Here is a 25234-nt window from a genome sequence, read left to right on the forward strand (position 1 = left end):
GACTGAGTTTGAGAGAAAACAAACAAACTGATTTTTTGACTTTTTCATTGGGGCTCACTAGTATATGAGGTGTAATTTGGCTTTTTATTATAATGTAGGGAGGAACCATGATGACCGAACGAATCTCATTAGAAAAATCAGCAATCGAATTTAGTGATGCAAATGCTCCCCACCCAAGAATCTACGAATTACCACCTGAAGAAGGACGAGCGCTATTAGAAAAAGTCCAAGAATCGCCCGTTGATAAACTACCAGTCGACATTGAAGATTTAAAGGTTGATACTGGTCAATGGGGGTCCATCAACGTTCGTTTTGTCCGTCCAGAAGGAAATACTGATAAATTACCAGTGATTTTCTATATTCATGGAGCTGGTTGGGTTTTTGGTAGCGCACAAACTCATGACAAGTTGATTCGTGAATTAGCCGTTCGCACGAACTCGGTCGTCGTTTTTCCAGAGTACAGCCGTTCGCCGGAAGCAAAATATCCAACAGCGATCGAACAAAGCTATGCAGTCTTACAAAAGCTAAGTGAACTAGCGGAATCAAAAGGGTTAGATTTAACTGAATTAGCGGTAGCGGGCGATTCAGTTGGAGGTAATATGGCAACTGTAATGACTATTTTAACCAAAGAACGCCAAGGGTTGCCGATCCAAAAACAACTTTTGTTTTATCCGGTGACGGATGCCAATTTCACTACTGATTCTTATCAAGAATTTGCCGAAAACTATTTTTTAACAAAAGAAGGAATGAAATGGTTTTGGGACCAATATACAACTGATGATTCAGAGCGGTCAGAAATCACCGCATCACCATTACGAGCGGCTTCTGAAGACTTGGCAGACTTACCACCAGCTTTGATTTTAACTGGTGAAGCGGATGTTTTAAGAGACGAAGGAGAAGCTTATGCTCGGAAGTTACGTGATGTAGGTGTGGCAGTCACCCAGGTTCGTTTTCAAGGGATGATCCACGATTTTGTGATGGTCAATTCATTGGACCAAACCAATGCTACCAGAGCAGCGATGCTTTTAGCGACTCAGTGGTTACAGCAGGATCGATGATCCTATTTATATAACCAGATATATGTAATATTAATCTGACTAAAAGACAGTAAAAATAACAAAAAAACTCATTGTTCAAAGCTTTTTTGTTATTTTTTACTGCTTTTTTTTATTTTTGATTACTGTTGTTTTATTTATTTTATTTTCTTTTGAAAAGTTGTTGGTTTGACTAGTCAATTGGGTCTTTTTGTTTTACAATTAAAAAGAAACGACAGAACAAAGGAGACCAGAAAAATGGGCAAATTCCAAGTAATCGACCATCCATTGATCCAACATAAACTAACTATTATTCGTGACAAAGACTGTGGAACAAAAGTTTTCCGTGAGGTTGTCGACGAAATTGCTATGTTGATGGCATATGAAGTATCACGTGACATGCCATTAGAAGATATCGTAATCGAAACACCGATTACAGAAACAACTCAAAAAACGTTATCTGGTAAAAAAGTAGCGATCATTCCGATTCTACGAGCAGGTATTGGGATGGTTGACGGTATTTTAGAATTGATCCCAGCTGCGAAAGTCGGACATATCGGGTTATACCGTGACGAAGAAACATTTGAACCTCATGAATATTTCATAAAATTACCTGAAGATATCGATGCACGACAATTATTTGTTGTTGACCCAATGTTAGCGACAGGTGGCTCAGCGATCATGGCGATCGATGCATTAAAAGAACGTGGCGCTTCAAATATCAAATTTGTTTGTCTAGTAGCTGCTCCAGAGGGTGTAAAAGCTTTACAAGAAGCACATCCAGATATTGACATCTACACAGCTGCATTAGATGAAAAATTGAATGAACACGGCTACATCGTTCCAGGTCTAGGCGATGCAGGGGACCGTTTATTTGGTACGAAATAAAAATAATAAACGCTAAGGCACCAAACCATAGTAGGATTTCTTATTCTATTATGGTTTTTTGTTTGTTATTAATTCTAGTAATTTATCATGGTTTTGATAGAAAGTAGTTTATTCAAAGAATAGCTGCAAGAAGATGGATCAAAGAATATACGGAATTTGAAAAAACGGATGGAGTCTTGCAGAATCTTAAGTGAACAAGAGGAACAGCAAAAGAATAGAGGATAGTTTTTGACATCTCATAAGTCTTTATTGATGTGAGAAAAAAAACTATTTTTAAGTTAGAGAGAACAATAGGCACGTTTATGATGCCATGAATGGAATAAGTGATCCTAGATAGTTGATGAAATTTTTCAAATAAAAAAACCATCCCAAAAAACGCAGAGATGGTCAGTGTTAAATTTTCTTCAATTCTTTGTAATTGATGATGCTTACACCTTTGCTTTGTGTCATTAAATTGGCATTTTCATCTGTTTTGTCAATTTCAACCACAGCCGAGTTTTTCAGTTGTTTTGAAATTGTTCCAGTTTGCGGTGTTCCATGAATCATAAATGTCACGTGAGTGTCGATCGTAAATTTTTCCCCAAATTCTGACGGTACGATAGTTGTATCAAATTTTCCAAACGTTGCCATTTTCATAAAACCTGCCTTTCATATCAATTATACCACGTTTTATGAAAAAAATCATGAAATAGAACGAAATTTACACTTGTGCCTTTACAAATTTTTAAAATACGTATATAATTTCATATGGAAACGCCAGCTTAGCTCAGTTGGTAGAGCAACGCACTCGTAACGCGTAGGTCACAGGTTCGATCCCTGCAGCTGGCATCATTTATAAAAGCAACGATCTCAAAGATTTTTTATTTTGAGATCGTTGCTTTTTTTCGTAAGGAATTTGAAAAGAAGAGGAAGGAACATCATTAAAAATAGCGGATACGGGGATGTCGATTCTGGATCTGTTTTACTATTCAATAACTGCGAAGAAGCATCAAGATCTGGTTCTTCAACCAATTTTTTAAACATCAAAATTAGTAGATTCTACTAGTTTTGATGTTTTTTTGTTGAACAAATGACAGCCATCAAGTGCTAAAACAGATGGAATCATAAAACTGTTGAAAATTAAAGGAGTTTGGCACAACTAGAGGTTTCGTTCTTTTTTATAAAAAAACTAAGTGGGATTTCTAATAAATGTAAAATTATGGATAGGAAAAAAGCGGATAGGAAATGATTTTTTTCTTAAATCAAGTCAATTATTTGGCACATTATTCCTTTTTTTGCTATCTAAGTCGCCTTTTTTTTCACTGTAAATATAGATTGCTAATTTTTAAAATGTTATACCGATTTTTTTATTGGTTATTTATTTGTCGTTATTAATGATAGCAAACTAGTTCTGTAGTTGTATTTTTATATTGAAATAAACGATGGTCTGTATGATCTTGCTTCATGACCTTCTGATTTAAAAGTTGAAGAAATTTGACGATCAAAAAAAATTCACTTGAAATTAGTTATTTATTTTTCATATTTATATGCAAACATCAGCAAACCTTCATAATACTATTATTTTTTATTTTAAAAGTGAAAAAAATAGAAAAAAACGGAAAAAATTGGTGTTTATTCAATAAAAAACACTCTATTCTAATTATATATTTGAATTTATTTTAAATTAGGAGGGAAAAATGAAAAAGAAAAAAAATTATCAGGTATTGGTGATGGGGTTAGTTGTTGGTCAGGTTCTTACTAACGGGACAACATTTGCTTACGCAGCGACACTTGAAAGAAATCTTTTGGATGAGAGCAAGTTTTCAGATGAGCGTATGGATGCATTGAATGATCAGTATCAACCAGTTACTTATGTTTACCATAAAATAACGATAAATGAAGCGCCTAAAATTCCTAGTCAACTTCAAAATAAAGAGCTTGTTGAAACTCAAAATATAAATAAAAATGAAGTAAAACAGATCGTTTATCAAGTTCATCAGCAAATAAAACAGCAAATAAAACAACAAATAAAACCAACTACACAGCAACAAATAAAACAACGAAGTTTGTCAAAAACGAACGAAAAGAACCTTTCTAGCCTCTGATTCGAAATGTTTGGAATAGGATTCAATGCTCTTGAAAACTATCAGGTCTTTTGGAAAAAGAGCAAAACTGAATAATTAACATACTTCTAGTGTATTGAATTCATCTACTGGAAGTAATTAGGGAAAGGAATGGCGAAATGGATATCGTTCAGTTGCTAGATGAAAACTCAAAAATGAAAATTAAACTTCTGGAACTTATTCAGACAAAACTTGGTGAAAGAGTAGAAATCTCTTTTTTAGCGCAGAAAACAGGTATATCTAAATTTAAATTAAGTAAATTAATTCATGAGTTGAAAATGGAGCTAGAACAGAAATTATGCTTAAATGATTTTTTTGTCGTAAAGCGGGGCGTTATTCAAGTATATTCTTTTATTTGTGATGAGAACATTCTTAAATTACGTCAGCACTATTTAAATAGTTCGCTAACTTATCAGCTGCTTATTTTCCTGCTGTTTTCAAACCGACCGATTAATAAATTTACGACCGATCATTACATTTCAAATTCTTCTTTATATCTTTATAAAAAACGAATCAATAAATTGTTAGAAAAAGATCATCTCATTATTAAGAAAAATAAGATAGTAGGGAATGAATGGAAGATTCGCTCGGTAGGATATGGCATTCTCCATAATTTGAATGGGATTGATTCTCCTTTTACTGAGCAACAAAAAAATCAAAGTGACCGGCTTGTATTTTGGATCGAACAATTTTTTAGGATTAGAATCCGTAATAGTTTACGTTATAAATTATCTTTATTTCTATCAATCAGTGCGCTTCGGATTCAGAGAAAAGCGTATTTGGATGAAGCACATCTGACGATCAAAGTTGATCAGACCTCAATATTGGTTCAAAAACTTGCAGGAAAATTGAAGACAGAGTACCAAATATCAGATACAGTAGCAGTAAAAGAAGCTTCAGTCTTGTATGCCTATTTATATGTTAATCGGATCATTGATAAGAAGTCTTGTCTAGATTTTTCTGAACTAGATCCGACACTGTCAATTTTTAACAATAATTATTCAAGTATGCTAAAAGGTATTGCTGATTCAACTTTTGTTGATCAACGTCTGTTTAAAGTGTTATTGAAAAATGTGCAACCGCTACATGAACGGTTGTTATTTATGCCCGATATCCATCATCGTTTTGGAAATATCCATAATTTTCAATTTTTAAGAGAAGAATATCCTTTATTTGATCAGAAAGTCAATGAAACCATTATGGAAACAGCTCGTTCTATTTTACTTAATGAAGAAGAAAAAGCAGATTTATACATGTACTATATGATGGAATTGATTGAAAATTTTCCCTTAGAAGCAGTTGAAGAAGCTGTTTATATTACGTTGGATTTTTCTTATGGAAAAGCGTATGAAGAGTTTATTGCAGAACATCTCCAATATTCCTTAGCTGGAAAAATAGTCATTGAAAAAGTTATTTCTTCGAAAACGGATATCTATATTTCTGACTTTCATTTAGGAGACCTTCAATGTACCCATATCTTATGGCAACGATTGCCCAACAATCATAATTGGCAAGAACTAATTAAACAAATTAAACAATGCATCAGCGAAAAAAATGTCGTAAATCAAAAGGAAACGTCCAATGTTTCCTCTACCAGCTAGTCTTTTTTCTTTACCTGCCTATAATGTGACAGAGATTCATTCAATAGCTTTATCGGAATGTTATTGTTATGTTTAGAAGTAATGTATTTGCTAACTAGAAAAATAAAAAAACACCTGAAATCAAACGCTCATTTCAGGTGTTTTTTTATAGAGAAAACCTTGGCACGAAGGGAGAAAATCTCGAAATAGAAATAGTTATTCTCACGACTTATTCTTTTTCACGAGAAACGATGGTTTGTTCTGTTTCACGTATGATATAAACGGGGCGTTGTTTGGTTTCAAGGAAAATTTTACCAATGTATTTGCCAATGATCCCTAGGCATAGTAATTGGATGCCGCCGATAAATAAAAAGATCGATACCATTGAAGGCCAGCCGGCTGTCGGGTCACCAAATAATAAGGCTCGTGCAATGATAAATAAAATAGCAATTCCCGAACCAATACAAGAAAGAGCGCCAGTGAAAGAGGCGATCGTTAGTGGTGCATCTGAAAAATTGACGATTCCATCAATCGAATAATTGAATAATTTCCAAAAGGACCAAGAGGTTTCACCAGCCACTCGTTCACGGTTTTCAAAAGAAAGATACTCTGTTTTGAAACCGACCCAACTAAATAATCCTTTTGAAAAACGATTGTACTCGGTTAACTCTAAAACAGCATCAACCATCTGTCGAGTCATCAAACGGAAATCTCTTGCACCATCTACCATTTCTGTGTCACTGATTTTATTGATCAACTGATAGAACCGTTTAGCGAAGAAACTCCGAATCACTGGTTCTCCTTCTCTTGTTGAGCGTCTCGTTCCTACGCAATCAATGTCAGTTGTCGTGATTTTTTCAATCATGAGTGGTAGTAATTCTGGAGGATCTTGTAAATCAACGTCCATTACTGTGATTAGCTCCCCAGTCGAAGCTTGTAAACCCGCATAGAGGGCAGCTTCTTTTCCGAAATTTCGAGAAAAAGAAACGAATCTCACATATTTATATTTTCTCGCTAATGCTTTAATGGCTTCTAGCGTACCATCTGAGGAGCCATCATCAATAAACAAGTATTCAAACTCGTGTCCGTCTTTGAATTTTTCTACTTCATCGAAAAAAAGCGGTACAGTCTTTTCTTCGTTATAGCAAGGGACAACAATTGATATTTTCATATGATAAATCCTTTCAAGCAAATATTATTTGTTCGAACAGAATAGTAAATAAACTGTATTTTCTGTTACTTAAGTAATCATCATTTTTAGTTTATCATTAAGCTGACACTTAATAAAACTTTAAATTGCATTTTTAGCTAAAATAATACAAGATAAATAAAATAGTAGAACGGTAGAGGAGGGCAAGTCTAGTTCATTCAGGATTAGACGATGAAAATGAAAATAAATACGCCAATTGGAGAACTATGGTTAGATGCAGATCAGAATGGGTTGACGAAGGTTTCGTTTCATCCGATTGAAGAAATGGCGGTAAATGGTGCACAGGATCAAGGAAAGAAACAAGAAATCCTACTTGAAACAGAACGTCAATTGGCTGAGTACTTTGAGGGAAACCGGCAGGACTTTCAACTTCCGTTATCAATAAACACAGGCACGATTTTTCAACAAAAGGTTTGGCAAGCATTACAAGAGATTCCTTATGGAGAAATACGCACATATAAAAAAATAGCAGAAACCATTGATCATCCCAAAGCGGTCCGAGCAATCGGACAAGCGAATCGCATGAATCCATTACCAATCGTGATTCCATGTCATCGAGTGATTGGACAAAACGGTCAATTAACCGGTTATATGGGAAATGCGGAAGCTGGCTTATTGATCAAACGTCAACTACTTGTATTAGAAAAAGCACTATCTGAATAAAAAAGAACTGGAATTATTTGACCTAAAAACCACCCCTTCGCCCTGAAATAGAAGTGACTATTTTGGGACGAAGAGGTGGTTTTAAGTCTGGGGATTTTATGAAGCCAACAAAGGCAGACCGCTTATACCAGTGGAATCCGGTAGTTATAGTGTTGTTAACCAAATGAATAGCAGCGCAGCAACAGTTTGCAGTAAACCAACTGCTAGACCATAAGATAAGAATCGAGGTCCTTCTTTCATGAATTTAGCGAAATCTAAACGTAAACCAATTGCGGCTAAAGCAGTGATTTCAAACCAATTACTAATAAAGTGAGCCCCTTTGTCGATAAAAGTTGGGAGCGTAAATAGGCTGTTGAGCAAGCAGAAAACTAAAAAGCCTAAAACATACCATGGTAATGGGAATCTTCTTTTCTTGGGACTGTCAGACGAAATCGTTTCAGCAGAAGCTGTCTTTTTTTGGATAAATTTTTCAAATAAATAGACAACAGCAACTAACATCATGATCCTTAAAATTTTAAAGAGCATGGCAAATTGAACAACTGAAGCATCAAGCAAACTGGCGCCAGCGACTACTTGTCCAACAGATTGAAGTGTTCCACCTAAAAGGGCACTTTTTTCAATTAAGTGATCTCCGTATAAGTGTAAGCCAAGAAAAGGTAAAGAAAGCATCATGATCGTTCCTAATAAATTAACTAATGTAATGATCTGTCCTTTTTCTTCCTCTTCAGCATGGATCACTGGAGCGATCGCTGCAATAGCCGAAGAACCGCAAACAGCATTTCCTCCTGCCATCATCAAGGAAGCTGTATCACTAAACAACAATTTTTTGCCGATCCAATAGGCACCGACGATCGTCACACTCATTTGCAACAAGACGAAGGCAATCCCTTTAATGCCGATTTGAGCAATCGTTTGAGCCGTAACCGTTGCTCCCAATAAGAAAACGGAGCATTCCAATAATTTGCTTTCAGCGAATTTCGTTCCAATGGCTAAAGAAGGTTGTTTGAAAAAAGTATTACCTAACAAGATCCCTAATAAAATGGCGATCGTGGCAGCACCAAGCTGTGGGAGCAACAATGCGAGAAGTTTGCTCATGACTGCTACTGAAAAAGCAAGAAGTAATCCAGGCAAGATTCTTCGTGAGCCTTGATTTTTAAATTGATTAATGGTTACTTGTAGATTCATGTTCTAAAAATTCCTTTCATTATCTGTGCGCATGTTTCAGAGTTGAAAAACGGGTACTCGTATTTAGAGGACGACGACTCTGAACTCAAGAATATCCTTGATAATAGTAGCACTATTCGTTTTGATTGACAAAGTTTAAAAACGCAAAAAATCTTCTGCCTTTTTCTAAATTTGAAAAAGACAGAAGAATAACATCTTAATTAAATTTCTTTAGGGACATATTTATTTGTGTTTCCATGTTCTTTGAACAAGAAGCGGATATAATGACCTAATACATAAAGCACCATTCCAGTAGCGATTACTAATTCAGCCAGTTTCAAGACCGTTAAAAAGCCAGTAGCGATCCCTAATGAATGAAAGTAATTTACAGCACAAAACATAGCAGTTGCAGAAATAACTAGTGGAAAGGTAAAAGCAGCGTAGCTTGGATAAAAATGTAGTTTAAGTAATCGTGGTAAAAGAGATAGCACGATAAAATATAAAGTTTGCGAAAGGATAAATAAGGCAACGACTAAATAAAAGGAAGGTTGCGCAAAGTTTTTCAAATAGCCAGTTAAACAAAGCGATCCCGGAGCTGCAACGATTGTGATCAATGGTAGTGTAGGATGTGCCATGTTTTTCACGAAAAACACCCGATGGATGATGATTGGCAATAAGAAAACGTAACAAGCTAGAGATAACCAAAAGAATAGTTGGCCAATGAATGGGAAAAAGTTTCCAGCAGTTACTGTAATTACCCCGAAACCAACATAAATAATGAACCAACTTGGATAAATGACTTCCAGTGATAAGTCTGCTTTGATTACATGATGGTAAGTAAAGTAAACAACTAAAATCACTTGTAGCAGGACAGCGCCAAGCCAGATGATCCGAACGATTGGTAAAAGGTGCGTAAATGGTACAAAGTAAGTACAAATAACCATTAATGACATCGTAAAAGTCGGTGAAACCGAGGCAATGATTGGATCATGTAATGTTTGTCTCGTATGTTCAAATAATAGGAACAATTTGCTAAACATTAGGATCATGAGAATCATACTAATCCCACCAATGATATTCCCTAGATGAATCCAATGATATTCTTTAAACAGATTACCTAGCGAAGCTAAACCTAGAATGAGCCCACAAATCGGGACAGGAATAAGTTTTAAAAAATTCTTCATTAATTGAATTCTCCTTTTCATAAGATGAGTGTGTTGTCTAAAGCTCAGAACAAAATGATCAGTCAGGTGGAAAGGTTGATAGTAGGTTGCATAAATAATTATGAATGACTATTTATTGGGAAATAAACAAATCGGTAGCCCTGACTGATCATTAAGAATACAAGTAACGATCTTTTTATGTCTGAGCGAGATTGAAACATTCGTTGCTTTTCAATCTCATATATTGTGCGTTACATTTACTATTATAGTCATTTCGTGATATATTTAAATCAAATAGTTGATATAGTTACTATAATAAAAAATTATGGAAGTGATCGCATGCTGAAATTGTTAACAACTTTTCGTGTCGTATACGAAACAAGAAATTTTTCTCGAACAGCCGAATTACTTTTCTTATCTCAACCTGCTGTCTCCAATCAAATCAAACAGCTGGAAAGAGAATTAGGAGTGATTCTCTTTGAGCGAAATGGTCGGAAAGAAATGAAGCCGACAAAACAAGCAGATCTACTCTACGAACGAGCGTTAGTTTTATTAGAGGAGTGGCAAGAAACACAACAACAATTACTAGATGAACAAAATGAAGAAGAAGTTTGCCGAATCGTTGCTTCTCACACTTTTGCCGTCTATCTGTTACCAAAATTGTTGAAAGATTTGCTTTTGAAATATCCTAAAATTAATTTTGTGATTGCCTATGCCAATTCTCATGATGCGTTGGAACAAGTAGCAAAACACGAGGCTGACTTTGGTTTTATCGAAAAACCTTTAGAAACTTCTGGTGTTCAAAGATTTTCATTGATGGAGGATGAACTAGTGATCGCGGGGGATCCTGACAGTCAGTTATGGTTAGTTCGAGAAACAACTTCTGGAGTTTTTCATTATACGCAACGGTATTTTGAAGAAAAAAATATCCATGGGAAAAAGTTGTTAGTAAAAAGCAACGAAGTCATTGTCGCTCTTTTAAAGGAAGGAGTAGGACGTTCGATTTTATCAAAACGTGCGGTGCCACCAGAAGTACCAACCGAGAAATTAGCGTATCATCGAAATTTTTATTTGATCCAGCGAACAAATTTAGTTTCAGAGAATTTACAAGCGATTGGTAAAGAGATCTTGAGATATAATGAACGCTATCAAAAATGATTCGTCAGAACGTTATCTGTTATCTCGATGATGGGTCTGACTGAAGAGCAGCAAGGCAGATGATTAGATAAGAATAATTTTAAGTTTTCCCAAATGTATTTGCTTTGGCTTTCAATTATGCCGCTAGACCGCTATAATATAGAACAGTATGGTTTTTAAGAAAAGGGATGAAACATGGAAAAAAAAATAAAAGCTTCTAATAATAATCGTGATAATCGCATTGATTATGGCGTCATATTACCAGTCTTCTTATTATGTTTGATTGGATTGCTTTCTTTATATGTCGCGCTGAGTCATGATCCTAACCACCCTTCGGTAGTAAGAGGTGTTGGGATGCAAGCGATTTGGTATATCGTGGGCTCAATTGCTATTGTCGTGATTATGCATTTGAATTCCAAATGGATCTGGAAATTAACACCTTATCTCTATGGTTTTGGTCTAATTGTAATGGGACTCTTGTTAAAGTTTTATGACCGCAACCTCGCCCAGTCGACCGGTTCCAAAAACTGGTTTAGTTTTGGTTCCTTGACGTTTCAGCCAGCAGAGTTAATGAAAATTGCTTATATTTTAATGATGGCGTTGATCGTGACAAAACATAATACTCAGATGAAGGAACGAACGCTCAAATCAGATTTTTGGTTGATCGCCAAGATGTTGATTGTGACGCTCCCGGTTTTAGCCTTGATTATGGCACAAGATGATTTTGGGACCATGCTGGTATTCTTAGCAATTTTTGGTGGAGTTTTCTTAATGTCTGGTATCTCTTGGCGCATTATCGTGCCCGTAATTGCTTTGGCAGTGATTGTCGGTGCTGGGACGATCTTTTTAGTTACCACAGAAGGCGGAAGAGATTTATTATATAAAATCGGGTTTAAATCTTACCAGTTTGCTCGTATCGATTCTTGGCTTGATCCATTCCATGACACGACTGGGATGAGCTATCAGCCAGCACAAGGGTTGCTTGCAATAGGAACTGGTGGATTATTAGGTAAAGGATTTAATGTAAGTAATATCTATGTACCTGTTCGTGAATCAGATATGATTTTCACCGTGATTGGTGAGAATTTTGGGTTTATCGGTGGCGCATTCGTCATCTTCTTGTATTTTATTTTGATTTATCGTATGATTCGTGTCTGCTTTGATACGAACAATGAATTTTATGCTTATATCGCCAGCGGCTTGATCATGATGCTCTTGTTCCATGTATTTGAAAATATTGGTGCTAATATTGGACTCTTACCATTAACAGGGATTCCCCTGCCATTCATTAGTCAAGGTGGATCATCGATCCTTGGAAATATGATCGGTATCGGTTTGATATTATCCATGAGGTATCAAAATGAGGCGCCTGCGAAAACTTCTAGGAGGTAACACTGTTGTATCGTTTTTATTGGTATCCGAAATGTTCCACTTGCAAAAAAGCGAAAGCTTGGTTGGATGCGCATCATGTTGATTATCAAGTAATTGATATGATTGCTAGTCCACCATCGGAAGAAATGATCACAGACTGGTTGGAACATAATGAGATTCCATTACGTCGTCTGTTCAATACGAGTGGCATGAAGTATCGGGAAATGGGGCTAAAAGACCAAGTGGCTGATTTTTCGATCAATGAAGCTAGTCGCATTCTTTCAAGTGATGGGATGTTAATCAAACGTCCCCTGATCGTCAAAGGCAAACAACTCGTCGCAATCGGTTTTAATGAAAAAATATACGAAGGAGTATTGATATAAAATGGCTGGGAAACACTTGAAGAAAAAAGATAACCTTTGGATCTTATTTAATGGGAAAGAATATTGTGTCGGTTTAACTAATGAAGCACAAAAAGAATTAGGTGATATCACATTTGCCAATTTGCCAAAAGCTGGTCAGTCTTATCAAATCGGGGAGCCTTTGATCGAAGTGGAAGCTGAAAAAGCGGTCAGTGAATTTGCTAGCCCGTTAAGCGGTACGGTTTCTTCCGTGAATGAAAAAATCAATGAAGATATCAATGTCTTAAATGATCAAGATGAAATGAATGCTTGGCTTTTAAGCTTTAAAGAAGTCGATCCAACAGAATTTGAGAAATTATAAGAGTTAGCAATTTTCAGAAAATTTTAAAGAAGTAACCGGTAAAATGTTGACACGTTATTTTCCAACTGCTATAATCAGAACAATCATAAATAAAGCTTTGAAAAGAAGAGTACATGTCACAGACGTTCAAAGAGAGCCCTGATTGCTGAAAAAGGGTAACGGAAATGAGATGGAAGATGGTCTTAGAGCAGAGTAGGTGAGCCTTGCAAACTTACTACGGGGGTGCCCGTTACAGCACAACGGTATACGGGCAGGATTATGATGAAAGAACGATGACCCAAGTACTGGTAAAGGTTGTTATTGTGAGATAGCAGCAAATCAAGGTGGTAACACGGAAGTTTCAGCTTTCGTCCTTTTGCTAAAGCAAGGGGGCGGAAGCTTTTTTGTTTCCTACTTGATCTCCATGTAAAAAATAAAAGAAAGATGTGAGCAATATGTCATTGATCCAATTAACCAATGTTGAGAAAACATTTGGTGGCAGAAATGGAACGATCCAAGCGGTAAATGATGTTTCATTAACTGTTGAAAAGGGTGATATTTACGGCATCGTTGGCTATTCTGGAGCAGGTAAAAGTACACTTGTCCGTTTATTGAACGGATTAGAGCTACCTACTAGCGGAACGGTTGTTGTGAATGACCAAGAGATTACCAAACTAAAAAATAAAGAACTGAGAACATTTCGTAAAAAAATCGGTATGATTTTCCAACATTTCAATTTGTTATGGTCACGGACAGTTTTAGAAAATATCCAACTACCATTAGAATTAGCAGGCGTACCTAAAGCCCAACGCAAAGAACGGGCGGAAGAATTGCTTGGATTAGTCGGATTAGAGGGTAGAGGAAATGCCTATCCTTCTCAACTTTCAGGAGGACAAAAACAAAGAGTTGGGATAGCTCGAGCGTTAGCAAACGATCCCGAGATCTTACTTTGTGACGAAGCAACCAGTGCGCTAGATCCACAAACCACTGAAGAAGTATTGGATCTTTTATTAGCTATCAATAAGAAATTACATTTAACGATCGTATTGATCACGCACGAAATGAACGTGATTCGTAAAATCTGTAACAAGGTAGCTGTGATGGAACGAGGAAAAGTTGTGGAAGAAGGCGATGTTTTGACAGTCTTCAAAAATCCAAAACAAGAAGTAACAAAACGTTTCGTGCAACAAGATATCGAACCAGAAGCAGACTCAAAAGAATTATTGGCTGAATTGATCAAAGAAAATCCAAAAGGTCGATTAGTGACATTAGTGTTCAACGAAAAAAATGCTAACGAGCCAGTCATCTCTCAAGCCATTCGTCAGTATAACGTCGACATCAATGTCGTTTACGGTAAAATCAAACAAACAGCAGAAGGTTCTTTTGGTTCCTTAACGACACTGATGACTGGGTCAGAGAACGAATTGGATCAAGCAGAGCGGTTTATTAAAGAACAAGGTGTTGGAGTGGAGGTGATCCACCGTGGATAAAAGCTTTGCAGAAACGTATTTAGATTTTAGTCAAATCAACATGGAAACGATGAAACAAGCATTCATCGATACGCTGTATATGACGTTGGTGTCCATGGTATTAGTGACCATCATTGGTTTGGTACTAGGTTTGATCCTGTATTCGATTGGACGAAAAAATAAACCTTATGCACGAATCATTTATGGCATTGTTTCGATTATTAGTAATATCTTTCGATCTACGCCATTTATGATCTTGATGGTCTTGATCATTCCTTTCACGAAAGCAATCGTCGGAACCATGCTAGGGGCGCAAGCTGCTATTCCTGCCTTGGTACTTTCAGCTGCCCCATTTTATGCTCGTCTAGTTGAAATTGCTTTTCGTGAAGTTAGTCCTGGAGTTTTAGAAGCGGCGGATGCGATGGGTGCCAGCTACTGGGAAATCATTTGGAAAGTCTTGATACCAGAAAGCGTGCCTGCACTGATCTCCGGATTGACAGTTACTACCATTTCGATGATCGGCTTTACTGCGATGGCGGGTGCGATCGGAGCTGGTGGTTTGGGAGGTCTTGCTTGGCAAGAAGGTTACCAACGTGGTAATCTGACCGTGACATTTGTGGCAACGTTAGTGATACTAGTCATTGTATTTATTGTTCAAGGAATCGGGGACTTTTTAACAAAGAAAACAGATAAAAGATAAGAAGAAATAGGAGGATAAAGGATATGAAAAAGAAAATTTTTGGATTTGCAGCAGCGGTCTTGCTGACTGTAGGGTTAGCAGCTTGTGGCAATAATAGCGATAGTAAAGGTGCTTCATCAAAAAGTGACGATACAACTTTAAAAGTAGGCGCATCACCAACACCTCATGCAGAAATCTTGGAACACGTCCAACCGCTATTGAAAGACGAAGGCATTAATTTAGAGATCGTGAAATTCGATGACTACATTTTACCAAATCAATCTTTAGCAGAAGGCGATATCGATGCCAATTATTTTCAACATATTCCTTATCTAAATAAAGAAATCAAAGAAAAAGGCTATGATTTTGTCAATGCGGGTGCTGTCCATATTGAACCAATGGGCTTGTACTCAAAGAAAATCAAAGACATTGCTGATTTAAAAGACGGCGCAACAGTGATTACTTCAAATTCAGAATCTGACTGGGGACGAATCATCACTATTTTACAAAATGCTGGCTTAGTTAAGGTAAAAGATGGCGTAGATCTAGAAACAGCTACGTTTGATGACATCGCTGAAAACCCTAAAAACTTAAAATTCAATCATTCGATTGATCCTTCTTTATTAGCTTCTACTTATCAAAATGATGAAGGTGACTTAGTAGCGATCAATGCAAACTTTGCTTATGGTGCTGGTTTGAATCCATTGAAAGATTCTGTCTTATTAGAAGAAGACAACTCACCATATGTGAATATCATTGCCACACGTAAAGGTGATGAAAATAGCGAAAAAATCGAAAAATTACTTGAAGTCTTACACCGTGAAGACGTTCAAAAATGGATCGAAGACAAATGGGGCGGTTCAGTCAAACCTGTCGCAGCTGATGCCAAATAAGCACTTCAAAAAATAGAGTTGAACAAAATCAAATGTTCATCTAAAAAATAATCAAGTCATCAAAAACATCAAAGTTAGTTGATTTTACTAGCTTTGATGTTTTTTTGTAGAGTGAATAGTGAATAAATTAGCTATGTAACCAATAGAGAACTCTCTTTATTATGGCATTTTTCAAGAAGCATTTATTAAGAACAGATAAGCGGTAATCAAGAGATGCGTACTGACATCATTCTGCAAGCCAACGTTTACCTATCGTTTTACATAAAACAAATCAACATAACCAGTGATCTATGAATGCTAAAAACAGAAGTTTCTTTATAAATATTATTATCTAGTAATATTGATTTAATGATAACTCGTGAAAAAAGTTTTGATTTTAGTGGGTTATAACATTGCGCTCTATTCTCAATTAGTCTAAAATAAGTGAGAACGAAACAGAATCTGGAGGGAATTTGCATGTCTGTCTTAGAAATAAAAAATTTACACGTCTCAATTGAAGAGAAAGAAATTCTTAAAGGCGTAAACTTAACGATGAAAACAGGCGAGATCCATGCCATTATGGGACCAAATGGAACAGGGAAATCGACGCTGTCAGCCGCTATTATGGGGAATCCAAACTATGAAGTCACTGAAGGCGAGATCCTATTTGACGGAAAAAATATCTTAGATTTAGAGGTCGATGAGCGGGCACGTCTAGGATTATTTTTAGCGATGCAATACCCAAGCGAAATTCCTGGGATCACGAATGCAGAATTTATGCGTGCAGCGATCAATGCCAAACGTGATGAAGACGATAAAATGTCTGTTTTGACTTTCTTGAAAAAATTAGATGAAAAAATGGCGCTGTTAAATATGCCAGAAGAAATGGCCGAACGTTACTTGAATGAAGGCTTTTCTGGTGGCGAAAAGAAACGAAATGAAATCTTACAATTATTGATGTTAGAACCAACTTTTGCCATTTTAGATGAAATTGATTCTGGATTAGATATCGATGCATTGAAAGTCGTAGCAAAAGGGGTCAATGAAATGCGTAGCGAAAACTTTGGCGCATTGATCATCACCCACTACCAACGATTATTGAATTATATCACTCCGGATGTCGTCCACATCATGATGGAAGGACGTGTCGTGATGACTGGGAATGCAGATCTAGCAAAACGACTTGAAGCAGAAGGGTATGCTGGTATCAGCAAAGAACTAGGAATCGACTATAAAGAAGAAGAAGCGTAAGGAGGAGCGGAAAATGAAAGAAACGAACTGGCTCGACCAACTTGACGCAGTTACCAATTTTTCTTTAAGCAAAGGAGAACCTGAATGGATGACCCAATTACGTCAAGCAGCGTTAGAAAAAGCCAATCAATTACCACTTCCTCAGATCGATCGTGTAAAATTCCATCGCTGGCCATTATTCGATATCCATGAGTTCACAGACCACTTTAGTGAAACAGGAAATGTAGCTGGGTTTGACGTAATGAAGGATAACCCTGTGTTGGTGCAAGAAGGAACAAATACGATCTTTGAACAATTACCAGTGGAACTCATGGAAAAAGGCGTGATCTTTACAGATATCTTCACAGCGCTCCAAGAGCATCCAGATTTAATCAAACCATACTATATGGAAAAAGCAGTGAAAATGGATGAAGATCAATTGACCGCTTTACATGCTGCTTTCATGAACAGCGGAGTGTTTTTATATGTTCCTAAAAATGTCGTGATCAATGAGCCAATTGAGAGCTTATTCATCCAAGATGGCAAGTTAGCACAGCATTTCTTTAAACATGTCTTGATCGTCGCAGAGGAACATAGTGAGTTTTCTTACTTGGAACGATTCCAATCGACCAAAGAGAAAATCCAAAAAGCTTCTGGTAATATCATTGTCGAAGTGATCGCTAAAGCTGGAGCAAAAATCAAATATTCAGCTGTCGATCAATTAGGAGAAAATATCACTTCTTATATCAATCGTCGAGGTCATATTTTACGTGATGCTTCTGTAGATTGGGCAATCGGCGTGATGAATGATGGACATGTAATTGCTGATTTTGATTCTGATTTAGTTGGCGAAGGCGCCCATGCAGAAGTGAAAATCGTTGCCATTAGCTCAGGAAAACAAATCCAAGGAATTGATACGCGTGTCACGAACAAAGCGCCTCATACGATCGGACATATCTTACAACATGGTGTGATCCGAGAAAAAGGGACGTTGACTTTCAACGGGATCGGACATATTTTAAAAGGCGCAAAAGGAGCCGATGCCCAACAAGAAAGTCGAGTATTGATGCTTTCAGATAAAGCAAGAGGAGATGCCAATCCGATCTTACTCATTGATGAAAATGAAGTCACTGCAGGACACGCTGCCAGTGTTGGTCGGGTCGATCCTGAAGAAATGTATTATTTGATGAGCCGTGGTCTTCATAAAGAAGAAGCAGAACGATTGGTTATTCGAGGCTTCCTTGGCTCTGTGTTAACAGCAATTCCAGTAGAAGCAGTCCGAAAAGAGTTAGTGGAGGTTATTGAAGGGAAGTTGAATGTATGATTCTGAAAGAAACCATTCGCGAAGATTTTCCAATATTATTTCAAGAAGTCAATGATGAACCGCTCGTTTATTTAGACAATGCAGCCACTACGCAAAAGCCAATAGCAGTAATTGAAGCAATAAAAAAATACTACGAACAAGATAATGCCAATGTGCATCGAGGAGTCCACACCTTAGCCGAACGAGCAACATTTGCCTATGAAGGCGCTCGGGAAAAGGTCAGAAAGTTTATCCATGCAGCTGAAACTGCTGAAGTCCTATTTACTCGTGGCACTACTACGAGTTTGAATTGGGTCGCTCGCAGTTTTGGTGAACAGTTTCTGCAAGCAGGGGATGAAATCTTAATTTCTTACATGGAACACCATTCCAATGTCATTCCTTGGCAACAATTAGCCAAAAAGACAGGAGCAACATTAAAATATATTGACTTGACTACCGACGGATTTTTAGACATGGCACAAGCAAAACAATTGATCACTAACAAAACAAAAATCGTATCGATTGCTCATGTTTCAAATGTCTTAGGTGTGATCAATCCCGTCAAAGAACTAGGAAAACTTGTCCATGAGCAAGGTGGGGTACTAGTCGTAGATGGCGCACAATCCGCTCCTCATATGCCAATCAACGTCCAAGAATTAGACTGTGATTTCTTTGCGTTTAGCGGACACAAAATGTGTGGACCGACTGGGATCGGAGTCTTATATGGCAAACGAAAATGGTTAGAACAAATGGAACCAGTCGAATTTGGTGGCGAAATGATCGACTTTGTCGACTTGTACGATAGTACTTGGAAAGAACTTCCATGGAAATTCGAAGCCGGCACACCTAATATCGCTGGAGCCATCGTACTAGGTCAAGCAATTGATTATCTCGAAAATGTTGGGTTGGACAATATCTATGATCATGAAAAAGAATTAATTGCCTATGTCTTACCTAAACTACAACAAATCGATGGGTTGACCATTTATGGTCCACAAGATCCCGCTACTCGTACAGGGGTCATCGCCTTTAATCTAGATGGCTTGCATCCTCATGATGTAGCCACTGCTTTAGATATGGAAGGTGTCGCTGTTCGTGCAGGTCATCATTGTGCCCAACCTTTATTGAACTATTTAGAAGTCTCAGCGACCGCACGAGCAAGCTTTTATTTTTATAATACGAAACAAGATGCAGATCGTTTAGTCGAAGCAATTCTTGCAACGAAGGAGTTTTTCCAACATGGCACTCTCTAAACTAGATAATCTCTATCGCCAGGTCATACTTGATCATTCTTCGCATCCTCATCATCGAGGCACGTTGACTGAATCAACCAGTCGAATCGAATTGAATAATCCGACCTGTGGCGATGTCATCGAATTACAAGTCGAAGTCAAAGAAGGAATCATCAAGAATATCGCATTCAACGGTAACGGTTGTTCCATCAGTACAGCCAGTGCATCCATGATGACCGATGCTGTCATGGGAAAATCTGTTGAAGAAGCACAACAATTGATCACTGATTTCTCGCAATTAGTCCAAGGAAAAGATGTCAAAGCCATCGACCAATTAGGCGATGCAGCAATGCTCAGTGGCGTAGCCAAATTTCCCGCAAGAATCAAATGTGCCACATTAGGCTGGAAAGCCTTAGAAAAAGCAATGGAAGAAAACGGCACTGCAACCTTCCATCACGTGCATCAGGAAGAGGAGTGAGAACATGGGTGTACCAGAATTAGAAGAATATAAATTTGGTTTTCACGATGATGTGGAACCAGTTTTCAGTACAGGAGAAGGCTTAACTGAAGAAGTCGTTCGAGAAATGTCTCGAATCAAAGGTGAACCTGAATGGATGTTAGATTTTCGTTTGAAATCCTTAGAAACATTCAATAAAATGCCCATGCAAAAATGGGGACCAGACCTGTCAGACATCGACTTCAATGCCATAAAATATTACCAAAAACCAAGTGATAAACCTGCCCGAGATTGGGAAGATGTACCTGATAAAATCAAAGAAACCTTTGAAAAAATCGGGATTCCTGAAGCAGAACGTGCATACCTCGCAGGTGCTTCTGCTCAATATGAATCAGAAGTCGTTTACCACAACATGAAAGACGAATTTGAAAAATTAGGGATCGTCTTCACCGATACTGATTCTGCATTGAAAGAATATCCTGAGTTATTCAAAGAATACTTTTCCAAATTAGTCCCACCCACTGACAACAAACTTGCTGCTTTAAATTCAGCTGTTTGGTCAGGAGGAACATTTATTTATGTACCTAAAGGGGTAAAAGTCGACGTTCCATTACAAACATACTTTAGGATCAATGCCGAAAATACCGGACAATTTGAACGAACATTGATCATCGTTGACGAAGGAGCCAGCATCCATTATGTCGAAGGCTGTACAGCACCAACGTATTCAAGTAACAGTCTTCATGCAGCAATCGTTGAAATCTTCACCCGAAAAGACGCCTATTGTCGCTATACCACGATTCAAAACTGGTCAGACAATGTCTATAACTTAGTAACCAAAAGAGCCAAAGCTTACGAAGGTGCCACAGTCGAATGGATCGACGGCAACCTAGGAGCTAAAACAACGATGAAATATCCAAGTGTTTACCTAGACGGCAAAGGTGCGCGTGGCACGATGCTTTCCATTGCATTTGCTGGCGCAAACCAAATCCAAGATACTGGGGCAAAAATGATCCATAACGCACCAAACACGTCAAGCTCCATCGTCTCCAAATCAATCTCAAAAGACGGTGGAGAAGTTAATTATCGAGGACAAGTAACCTTTGCTAAAAACAGCGCCGGTTCCATCTCTCACATTGAATGCGACACGATCATCATGGACGAATACTCAAAATCCGATACGATCCCATTCAACGAGATCCACAACAGCCAAGTCTCTTTGGAACACGAAGCCAAAGTCTCAAAAATCTCAGAAGAACAACTCTATTATCTTATGAGCCGAGGCCTAACCGAATCCGAAGCCACCGAAATGATCGTCATGGGCTTCGTCGAACCATTCACCAAAGAACTCCCAATGGAATACGCAGTCGAACTCAACCGTTTGATTAGTTATGAGATGGAAGGTTCCGTGGGTTAAATGAATACCATAAGCTAGAAATACCTTTTTAGGGTGTTTCTAGCTTTTTTGTTTGTTCAGTCATCTTTGCAAAGAAGATAGATTTAAAAGGTAAATGCTATAGAAAAAATGAAATATTTTATCAATTATTTGCAAGATAAAATAGAAAATTGAATGAAATAAGCTGAAAAAAGAGGAAAATAATTGAGGGGAATATGCTAACATGAACGAAAAGTATCCATATAACTTAATATTTCTGAATTCTACGAGAAAGTCACTTAATACGAATTAGTATCAACTTACGTTAATCATTTATATAAACGTAAGTTGATAGCTTATACAGTTATTTAATAGTAAAGATTTAATTCAATAGCTTTAATACCGAATTAGTTAATTAAGATAAGCAACAGCTCTAATATAAATTTATAATGATGTTTCGTTCCTTAACTAGATAAAAGAATGGAGAGTATTTCTCATGGAAAAAAATGTAGATCTCGATAAATTAGTAGCTGATTCATATAGTTTAAGTAGCTGTCTTTCAGCGTTAAGCCAGATGTCCTATGAACGATTGATAGTAAATTCAATCAGTTTAGAAGATATTAATGAAATAAATGCAATTATTATTAGTATAAAATGTCTAGCAGAACAACATGCACAAGAGATGGAAGCATTTGAACTTGAAAAAATGAAATATAGTTCAAGTTCCATAGAATAGGTTATCAGAAAAGTTGAGTGGCTCTGAATTCCAGTTAAATCTTTTATTTCCAATAATCTAGAATAAGCATATAGTCTGAAATTGAGGTGGTATGATCTAAATGTTTTCCATATCTATGAATGGACAAGACAAAACGAATCAAATAATTGATTGGAAGCTCTGGGAAAAAGACAATAAACTAATGGTAACTGTTTATTTCCCGTCAGGTAAATCGTTTTGGAAGCCATTAGATTTATGTAAAATTACACCACAAAAAGAGATACATGCAGGTCTTTTATCTAAAGAAGAAAATGTTTATCAACAAATAGATAAAGCCACTGAATACGGGAATAAGTATATTGTTGTAAACTATCCAAATGACCAAAAAAAGTATGTCATGAAGTCAGAAAAAGTAAGTATTATTTCGAGTTCTGATTTGAAAAATGAGGATATATTTTCTTATTTTACTGAAATTGTAAAAGAGCGTGTTCGTAATGCTAGTCCAGAAAATAAAACTATGACCAAAAATATAGAAAGGCAATTGGAAAAAATCACTCCTTACAAAGGAACAGCGTTGCATTCGTATTGCTATGGTAAAAATGAGGCTAGAAATTCTTTGAAACATTTGATTTTTCCCTTGGGATTGAATGAGAGTCAATTAAAAGCTGTTGAAAATGCTTTTTCCTCTCAAATTAGTATTATTGAAGGTCCTCCTGGTACAGGGAAGACACAAACTATTTTAAATATCATTGCAAATATTTTAATAAATAAAAAATCTGTTGCAATTGTTTCAAATAACAATCCAGCAGTTGAAAATGTGTATGAGAAGATGGCTAAAAAAGAACTAGACTACCTTATTGCGAAATTAGGGTGTTCAACTAATAGGACAGAATTCTTTGCAGGGGTAAAAGAAGTTCCTCGTTATAATTCAAATTCTGCAGCTACTCCTATAAAGGAAATTGATGATATTTTAGCGAAGGTGAAAGCAAGTCTGGCTACACAAAATAAAGTAGCGCAATTGACCGCAGAAATCAGCGAGCTGCTTGTTGAGAAAAAGTACTTAGAAGAATGGCATGAAGAAAATACACTTGTAGAGTTAATGGATGTCGAAAGATACAAATTAAGTCCAGAGAAAACTTCTGATTTACTTGCATATATGAATTATCTTTCTCAAATAAAATTTTCTTTTAAAGAGAGATTCCGCTTATTGCTAGGGTTTAGAATATTTAGAACTAAGTTTTTAAATACTTATACTGAACGAATAAATTTTATTTATTCTCTACAATTTCATTATTATGAAAAAACGTTACAACAAAAAGAGCAGCAATTACAAAAATATAAGAACGATTTGAATAGGGATAATTTCGAAAAATTATTAGAAGAGTTAACGAATAAATCAATGCAATTTCTCAAGCAACAATTATCAAAATCAATTCCATCTAATTCAAATTTTACCGCAGATAGCTATAAAAAAGAGTTCAGTAATTTTATTAAACGTTTTCCAGTGATTGGCAGTAGTGCACATTCGATTATTAATTCTATAGCAGAGGGAGCGATATTAGACTATATCATTATCGACGAAGCATCACAGCAAGATATCGTTCCGGGGATTTTGAGTCTGGGCTGTGCAAAGAATATTATTGTGGTGGGTGATCGCAAACAACTTCCTCACATACCTGAAAAGACAGAAATCAAGGCGCCTTCTAATGATTACGAATGTACAAAATATAGTTTACTGGATTCTTTTATCAATGTATTTAAAGAGAAAGTGCCGATTACTTTGCTGAAAGAGCACTATAGATGCCATCCTAAAATTATCCAATTTTGCAATCAGCAATTTTACAATAATCAATTAATCCCTATGACTATCGATGAAGGAGAAGCATCCATTGAACTAATTATCACATCTAAAGGAAACCATACAAGAAAACGAGCTAATTTGCGGGAAATTGAGTCTTTAGTGGAAGTTGGCTGGTCAGATGAGAAAGACATCGGATTTATTGCTCCTTATAACAATCAAGTGAATTTAGCTGGGAAGTATCTACCAGAAGAGTTTGCTAGAGCAACTATTCATAAATTTCAAGGAAGAGAATGTAAAGAAATTATTTTTTCAACAGTTTTGGATAAGAAAAAAAGCAGTCAAGCATCGATTGATTTTGTTGATAATCCGCATTTGGTGAATGTAGCTGTTTCTAGAGCCATCAATAAATTCACTTTAGTAACTGGTAATCAAGTGTTTACAAAGAATAATAAAAGTTTGGCAGCTTTAGTTAGATATATTAAGTACTATGCCTCTGATCAATACATCTATGATAGTCCAGTAATTTCTGCATTCGATTTATTATATAAGGAATATGATCGTTCTCTGGAAAAATTAAATACTCAATTAAATTTAAAGGACTCATATTTCAAATCTGAGCGGATTATGGCTGCCTTGTTGAGGGATATTTTAAGGACAGATGAATTTGCTTCTTTGACGTTTCATATGCAGATCAATTTAATCCAACTTGTCTCCATTAAAAATAATTCATTTACTGATAGAGAGATAGAATTCATGAAGCAAAAATCGAGCTGTGATTTTGTCATTTATTATAAGATCGGCAAGATTCCGATTGGAGTGATTGAAGTGGATGGAAGTAGTCATGATGATAAGGTGCAGCAAGAACGTGACAGGCTTAAAAATATTATTTTAGAAAAAGCTGAAATTCCTTTGCTTAGGTTGAAGACAACTGAAGGAAACATTGAGAGAAAAACAAAAAAGTTTTTAAACGAGTGTATGAATAAGAGTGGTGCCTAATTTGAAATGAGTAGTTGCTCAGTTTATGGGAAAATTATTTATAAAGAAAATGTAATCGTTAGCAATATAAGACGAATCCGATTAGAGAAAG

General features: G+C 36.6%; 23 protein-coding genes, 1 tRNA gene and 1 other annotated feature. Of the genes, 20 read left to right on the forward strand and 4 right to left on the reverse strand.

Translation table 11 applies throughout. The features are described 5' to 3' along the window. Nucleotides 1-110 precede the first annotated feature (110 nt). Nucleotides 111-1058, forward strand: a complete 948-nt coding sequence (locus AB3I42_RS00710) for an alpha/beta hydrolase (protein WP_181914628.1) — start codon at nt 111-113, stop codon at nt 1056-1058. 234 nt (nt 1059-1292) lie between these two features. Next, on the forward strand, nt 1293-1922 hold the full coding sequence (upp, locus tag AB3I42_RS00715; protein WP_368022193.1) for a uracil phosphoribosyltransferase: 630 nt from the start codon (nt 1293-1295) through the stop codon (nt 1920-1922). 393 nt (nt 1923-2315) lie between these two features. Here the strand turns inward: upp and AB3I42_RS00720 are convergent, their stop codons facing one another. Further along, nucleotides 2316-2558, reverse strand: coding sequence for a hypothetical protein (locus tag AB3I42_RS00720; protein ID WP_368022194.1), 243 nt, complete (start codon nt 2556-2558; stop codon nt 2316-2318). A 119-nt stretch (nt 2559-2677) separates the two neighbouring features. On the opposite strand from AB3I42_RS00720, the gene AB3I42_RS00725 reads away from it, so the two are divergent. The 3 genes from AB3I42_RS00725 to AB3I42_RS00735 all read left to right on the forward strand — a co-directional run bounded on the left by AB3I42_RS00725 (nt 2678) and on the right by AB3I42_RS00735 (nt 5625). Further along, nucleotides 2678-2750: transfer RNA gene (locus AB3I42_RS00725), tRNA-Thr, on the forward strand. Between the two features lie 848 nt (nt 2751-3598). Then, nucleotides 3599-4006 carry a hypothetical protein gene (locus AB3I42_RS00730; RefSeq protein WP_081122970.1) on the forward strand — a complete coding sequence of 136 codons (408 nt, stop codon included), beginning with the start codon at nt 3599-3601 and terminating at the stop codon, nt 4004-4006. Between the two features lie 137 nt (nt 4007-4143). After that, a complete protein-coding gene (locus AB3I42_RS00735; RefSeq protein ID WP_368022195.1) occupies nt 4144-5625 on the forward strand; it encodes a helix-turn-helix domain-containing protein in 1482 nt (493 codons plus the stop codon). A gap of 208 nt (nt 5626-5833) precedes the next feature. Here AB3I42_RS00735 and AB3I42_RS00740 read toward each other — a convergent pair whose 3' ends face one another. Then, nucleotides 5834-6775 (reverse strand): glycosyltransferase family 2 protein, encoded by a 942-nt coding sequence (locus AB3I42_RS00740; protein ID WP_368022196.1) that lies wholly within the window; start codon nt 6773-6775, stop codon nt 5834-5836. 216 nt (nt 6776-6991) lie between these two features. On the opposite strand from AB3I42_RS00740, the gene AB3I42_RS00745 reads away from it, so the two are divergent. After that, entirely contained in the window at nt 6992-7477 is a 486-nt protein-coding gene (locus AB3I42_RS00745; protein ID WP_025480548.1) for a methylated-DNA--[protein]-cysteine S-methyltransferase, read from the forward strand. A gap of 144 nt (nt 7478-7621) precedes the next feature. Here the strand turns inward: AB3I42_RS00745 and AB3I42_RS00750 are convergent, their stop codons facing one another. Together AB3I42_RS00750 and AB3I42_RS00755 are read right to left on the reverse strand one after the other, a co-directional pair. Continuing rightward, nucleotides 7622-8662 (reverse strand): YeiH family protein, encoded by a 1041-nt coding sequence (locus AB3I42_RS00750; protein WP_034866233.1) that lies wholly within the window; start codon nt 8660-8662, stop codon nt 7622-7624. A 200-nt stretch (nt 8663-8862) separates the two neighbouring features. Then, complete coding sequence (locus tag AB3I42_RS00755; RefSeq protein WP_010738392.1) at nt 8863-9825, reverse strand: TDT family transporter; 963 nt, start codon at nt 9823-9825, stop codon at nt 8863-8865. Nucleotides 9826-10143: 318 nt separating this feature from the next. Between AB3I42_RS00755 and AB3I42_RS00760 the strand changes: the two genes are divergently transcribed. The 14 genes from AB3I42_RS00760 (at nt 10144) to AB3I42_RS00825 (ending at nt 25143) form a co-directional block, all read left to right on the forward strand. Further along, entirely contained in the window at nt 10144-10962 is an 819-nt protein-coding gene (locus AB3I42_RS00760; protein WP_010738391.1) for a LysR family transcriptional regulator, read from the forward strand. A 174-nt stretch (nt 10963-11136) separates the two neighbouring features. After that, nucleotides 11137-12333, forward strand: a complete 1197-nt coding sequence (locus tag AB3I42_RS00765; protein WP_010719984.1) for an FtsW/RodA/SpoVE family cell cycle protein — start codon at nt 11137-11139, stop codon at nt 12331-12333. A gap of 5 nt (nt 12334-12338) precedes the next feature. Then, nucleotides 12339-12695 (forward strand): arsenate reductase family protein, encoded by a 357-nt coding sequence (locus AB3I42_RS00770; RefSeq protein WP_010719983.1) that lies wholly within the window; start codon nt 12339-12341, stop codon nt 12693-12695. A 1-nt stretch (nt 12696) separates the two neighbouring features. Continuing rightward, nucleotides 12697-13035, forward strand: a complete 339-nt coding sequence (locus tag AB3I42_RS00775) for a glycine cleavage system protein H (RefSeq protein WP_010738390.1) — start codon at nt 12697-12699, stop codon at nt 13033-13035. Nucleotides 13036-13123: 88 nt separating this feature from the next. Beyond that, nucleotides 13124-13393, forward strand: a binding site (T-box leader). Nucleotides 13394-13469: 76 nt separating this feature from the next. Continuing rightward, on the forward strand, nt 13470-14504 hold the full coding sequence (locus tag AB3I42_RS00780; protein ID WP_010738389.1) for a methionine ABC transporter ATP-binding protein: 1035 nt from the start codon (nt 13470-13472) through the stop codon (nt 14502-14504). Then, nucleotides 14497-15183, forward strand: coding sequence for a methionine ABC transporter permease (locus tag AB3I42_RS00785; RefSeq protein WP_010719980.1), 687 nt, complete (start codon nt 14497-14499; stop codon nt 15181-15183). The genes AB3I42_RS00780 and AB3I42_RS00785 overlap by 8 nt, the downstream gene beginning before the upstream one ends. Before the next feature lie 23 nt (nt 15184-15206). Next, the gene (locus AB3I42_RS00790) at nt 15207-16055 is read left to right on the forward strand and encodes a MetQ/NlpA family ABC transporter substrate-binding protein (protein WP_081122975.1); all 849 of its coding nucleotides are present in this window, start codon (nt 15207-15209) and stop codon (nt 16053-16055) included. A gap of 456 nt (nt 16056-16511) precedes the next feature. Beyond that, nucleotides 16512-17285, forward strand: coding sequence for a Fe-S cluster assembly ATPase SufC (gene sufC / locus AB3I42_RS00795; protein ID WP_010738387.1), 774 nt, complete (start codon nt 16512-16514; stop codon nt 17283-17285). 13 nt (nt 17286-17298) lie between these two features. Beyond that, nucleotides 17299-18588 carry a Fe-S cluster assembly protein SufD gene (gene sufD / locus AB3I42_RS00800; protein WP_010738386.1) on the forward strand — a complete coding sequence of 430 codons (1290 nt, stop codon included), beginning with the start codon at nt 17299-17301 and terminating at the stop codon, nt 18586-18588. Beyond that, nucleotides 18585-19820 carry a cysteine desulfurase gene (locus AB3I42_RS00805; protein WP_368022197.1) on the forward strand — a complete coding sequence of 412 codons (1236 nt, stop codon included), beginning with the start codon at nt 18585-18587 and terminating at the stop codon, nt 19818-19820. Before sufD ends, AB3I42_RS00805 begins: the two co-directional genes overlap by 4 nt. Next, on the forward strand, nt 19807-20277 hold the full coding sequence (gene sufU, locus AB3I42_RS00810; protein ID WP_010738384.1) for a Fe-S cluster assembly sulfur transfer protein SufU: 471 nt from the start codon (nt 19807-19809) through the stop codon (nt 20275-20277). Before AB3I42_RS00805 ends, sufU begins: the two co-directional genes overlap by 14 nt. A 4-nt stretch (nt 20278-20281) precedes the next feature. Next, nucleotides 20282-21673 (forward strand): Fe-S cluster assembly protein SufB, encoded by a 1392-nt coding sequence (sufB, locus tag AB3I42_RS00815; RefSeq protein WP_010738383.1) that lies wholly within the window; start codon nt 20282-20284, stop codon nt 21671-21673. 454 nt (nt 21674-22127) lie between these two features. Further along, nucleotides 22128-22367, forward strand: a complete 240-nt coding sequence (locus AB3I42_RS00820; protein WP_010738376.1) for a hypothetical protein — start codon at nt 22128-22130, stop codon at nt 22365-22367. Between the two features lie 100 nt (nt 22368-22467). Continuing rightward, a complete protein-coding gene (locus AB3I42_RS00825; protein ID WP_081122976.1) occupies nt 22468-25143 on the forward strand; it encodes an AAA domain-containing protein in 2676 nt (891 codons plus the stop codon). Nucleotides 25144-25234 lie beyond the last annotated feature (91 nt).

Origin of the sequence: Enterococcus sp. C53 (assembly GCF_040887425.1) — a bacterium.
GTDB lineage: Bacteria > Bacillota > Bacilli > Lactobacillales > Enterococcaceae > Enterococcus_B > Enterococcus_B hirae.

Excerpts from the sequence above, each read along its gene's own strand:
- AB3I42_RS00710 (WP_181914628.1), top strand. The coding sequence starts at position 111 with ATGACCGAACGAATCTCATTAGAAAAATCAGCAATCGAATTTAGTGAT.
- upp (WP_368022193.1), top strand. The coding sequence starts at position 1,293 with ATGGGCAAATTCCAAGTAATCGACCATCCATTGATCCAACATAAACTA.
- AB3I42_RS00720 (WP_368022194.1), bottom strand. The coding sequence starts at position 2,558 with ATGAAAATGGCAACGTTTGGAAAATTTGATACAACTATCGTACCGTCA.
- AB3I42_RS00730 (WP_081122970.1), top strand. The coding sequence starts at position 3,599 with ATGAAAAAGAAAAAAAATTATCAGGTATTGGTGATGGGGTTAGTTGTT.
- AB3I42_RS00735 (WP_368022195.1), top strand. The coding sequence starts at position 4,144 with ATGGATATCGTTCAGTTGCTAGATGAAAACTCAAAAATGAAAATTAAA.
- AB3I42_RS00740 (WP_368022196.1), bottom strand. The coding sequence starts at position 6,775 with ATGAAAATATCAATTGTTGTCCCTTGCTATAACGAAGAAAAGACTGTA.
- AB3I42_RS00745 (WP_025480548.1), top strand. The coding sequence starts at position 6,992 with ATGAAAATAAATACGCCAATTGGAGAACTATGGTTAGATGCAGATCAG.
- AB3I42_RS00750 (WP_034866233.1), bottom strand. The coding sequence starts at position 8,662 with ATGAATCTACAAGTAACCATTAATCAATTTAAAAATCAAGGCTCACGA.
- AB3I42_RS00755 (WP_010738392.1), bottom strand. The coding sequence starts at position 9,825 with ATGAAGAATTTTTTAAAACTTATTCCTGTCCCGATTTGTGGGCTCATT.
- AB3I42_RS00760 (WP_010738391.1), top strand. The coding sequence starts at position 10,144 with ATGCTGAAATTGTTAACAACTTTTCGTGTCGTATACGAAACAAGAAAT.
- AB3I42_RS00765 (WP_010719984.1), top strand. The coding sequence starts at position 11,137 with ATGGAAAAAAAAATAAAAGCTTCTAATAATAATCGTGATAATCGCATT.
- AB3I42_RS00775 (WP_010738390.1), top strand. The coding sequence starts at position 12,697 with ATGGCTGGGAAACACTTGAAGAAAAAAGATAACCTTTGGATCTTATTT.
- AB3I42_RS00780 (WP_010738389.1), top strand. The coding sequence starts at position 13,470 with ATGTCATTGATCCAATTAACCAATGTTGAGAAAACATTTGGTGGCAGA.
- AB3I42_RS00790 (WP_081122975.1), top strand. The coding sequence starts at position 15,207 with ATGAAAAAGAAAATTTTTGGATTTGCAGCAGCGGTCTTGCTGACTGTA.
- sufC (WP_010738387.1), top strand. The coding sequence starts at position 16,512 with ATGTCTGTCTTAGAAATAAAAAATTTACACGTCTCAATTGAAGAGAAA.
- sufD (WP_010738386.1), top strand. The coding sequence starts at position 17,299 with ATGAAAGAAACGAACTGGCTCGACCAACTTGACGCAGTTACCAATTTT.
- AB3I42_RS00805 (WP_368022197.1), top strand. The coding sequence starts at position 18,585 with ATGATTCTGAAAGAAACCATTCGCGAAGATTTTCCAATATTATTTCAA.
- sufU (WP_010738384.1), top strand. The coding sequence starts at position 19,807 with ATGGCACTCTCTAAACTAGATAATCTCTATCGCCAGGTCATACTTGAT.
- sufB (WP_010738383.1), top strand. The coding sequence starts at position 20,282 with ATGGGTGTACCAGAATTAGAAGAATATAAATTTGGTTTTCACGATGAT.
- AB3I42_RS00820 (WP_010738376.1), top strand. The coding sequence starts at position 22,128 with ATGGAAAAAAATGTAGATCTCGATAAATTAGTAGCTGATTCATATAGT.
- AB3I42_RS00825 (WP_081122976.1), top strand. The coding sequence starts at position 22,468 with ATGTTTTCCATATCTATGAATGGACAAGACAAAACGAATCAAATAATT.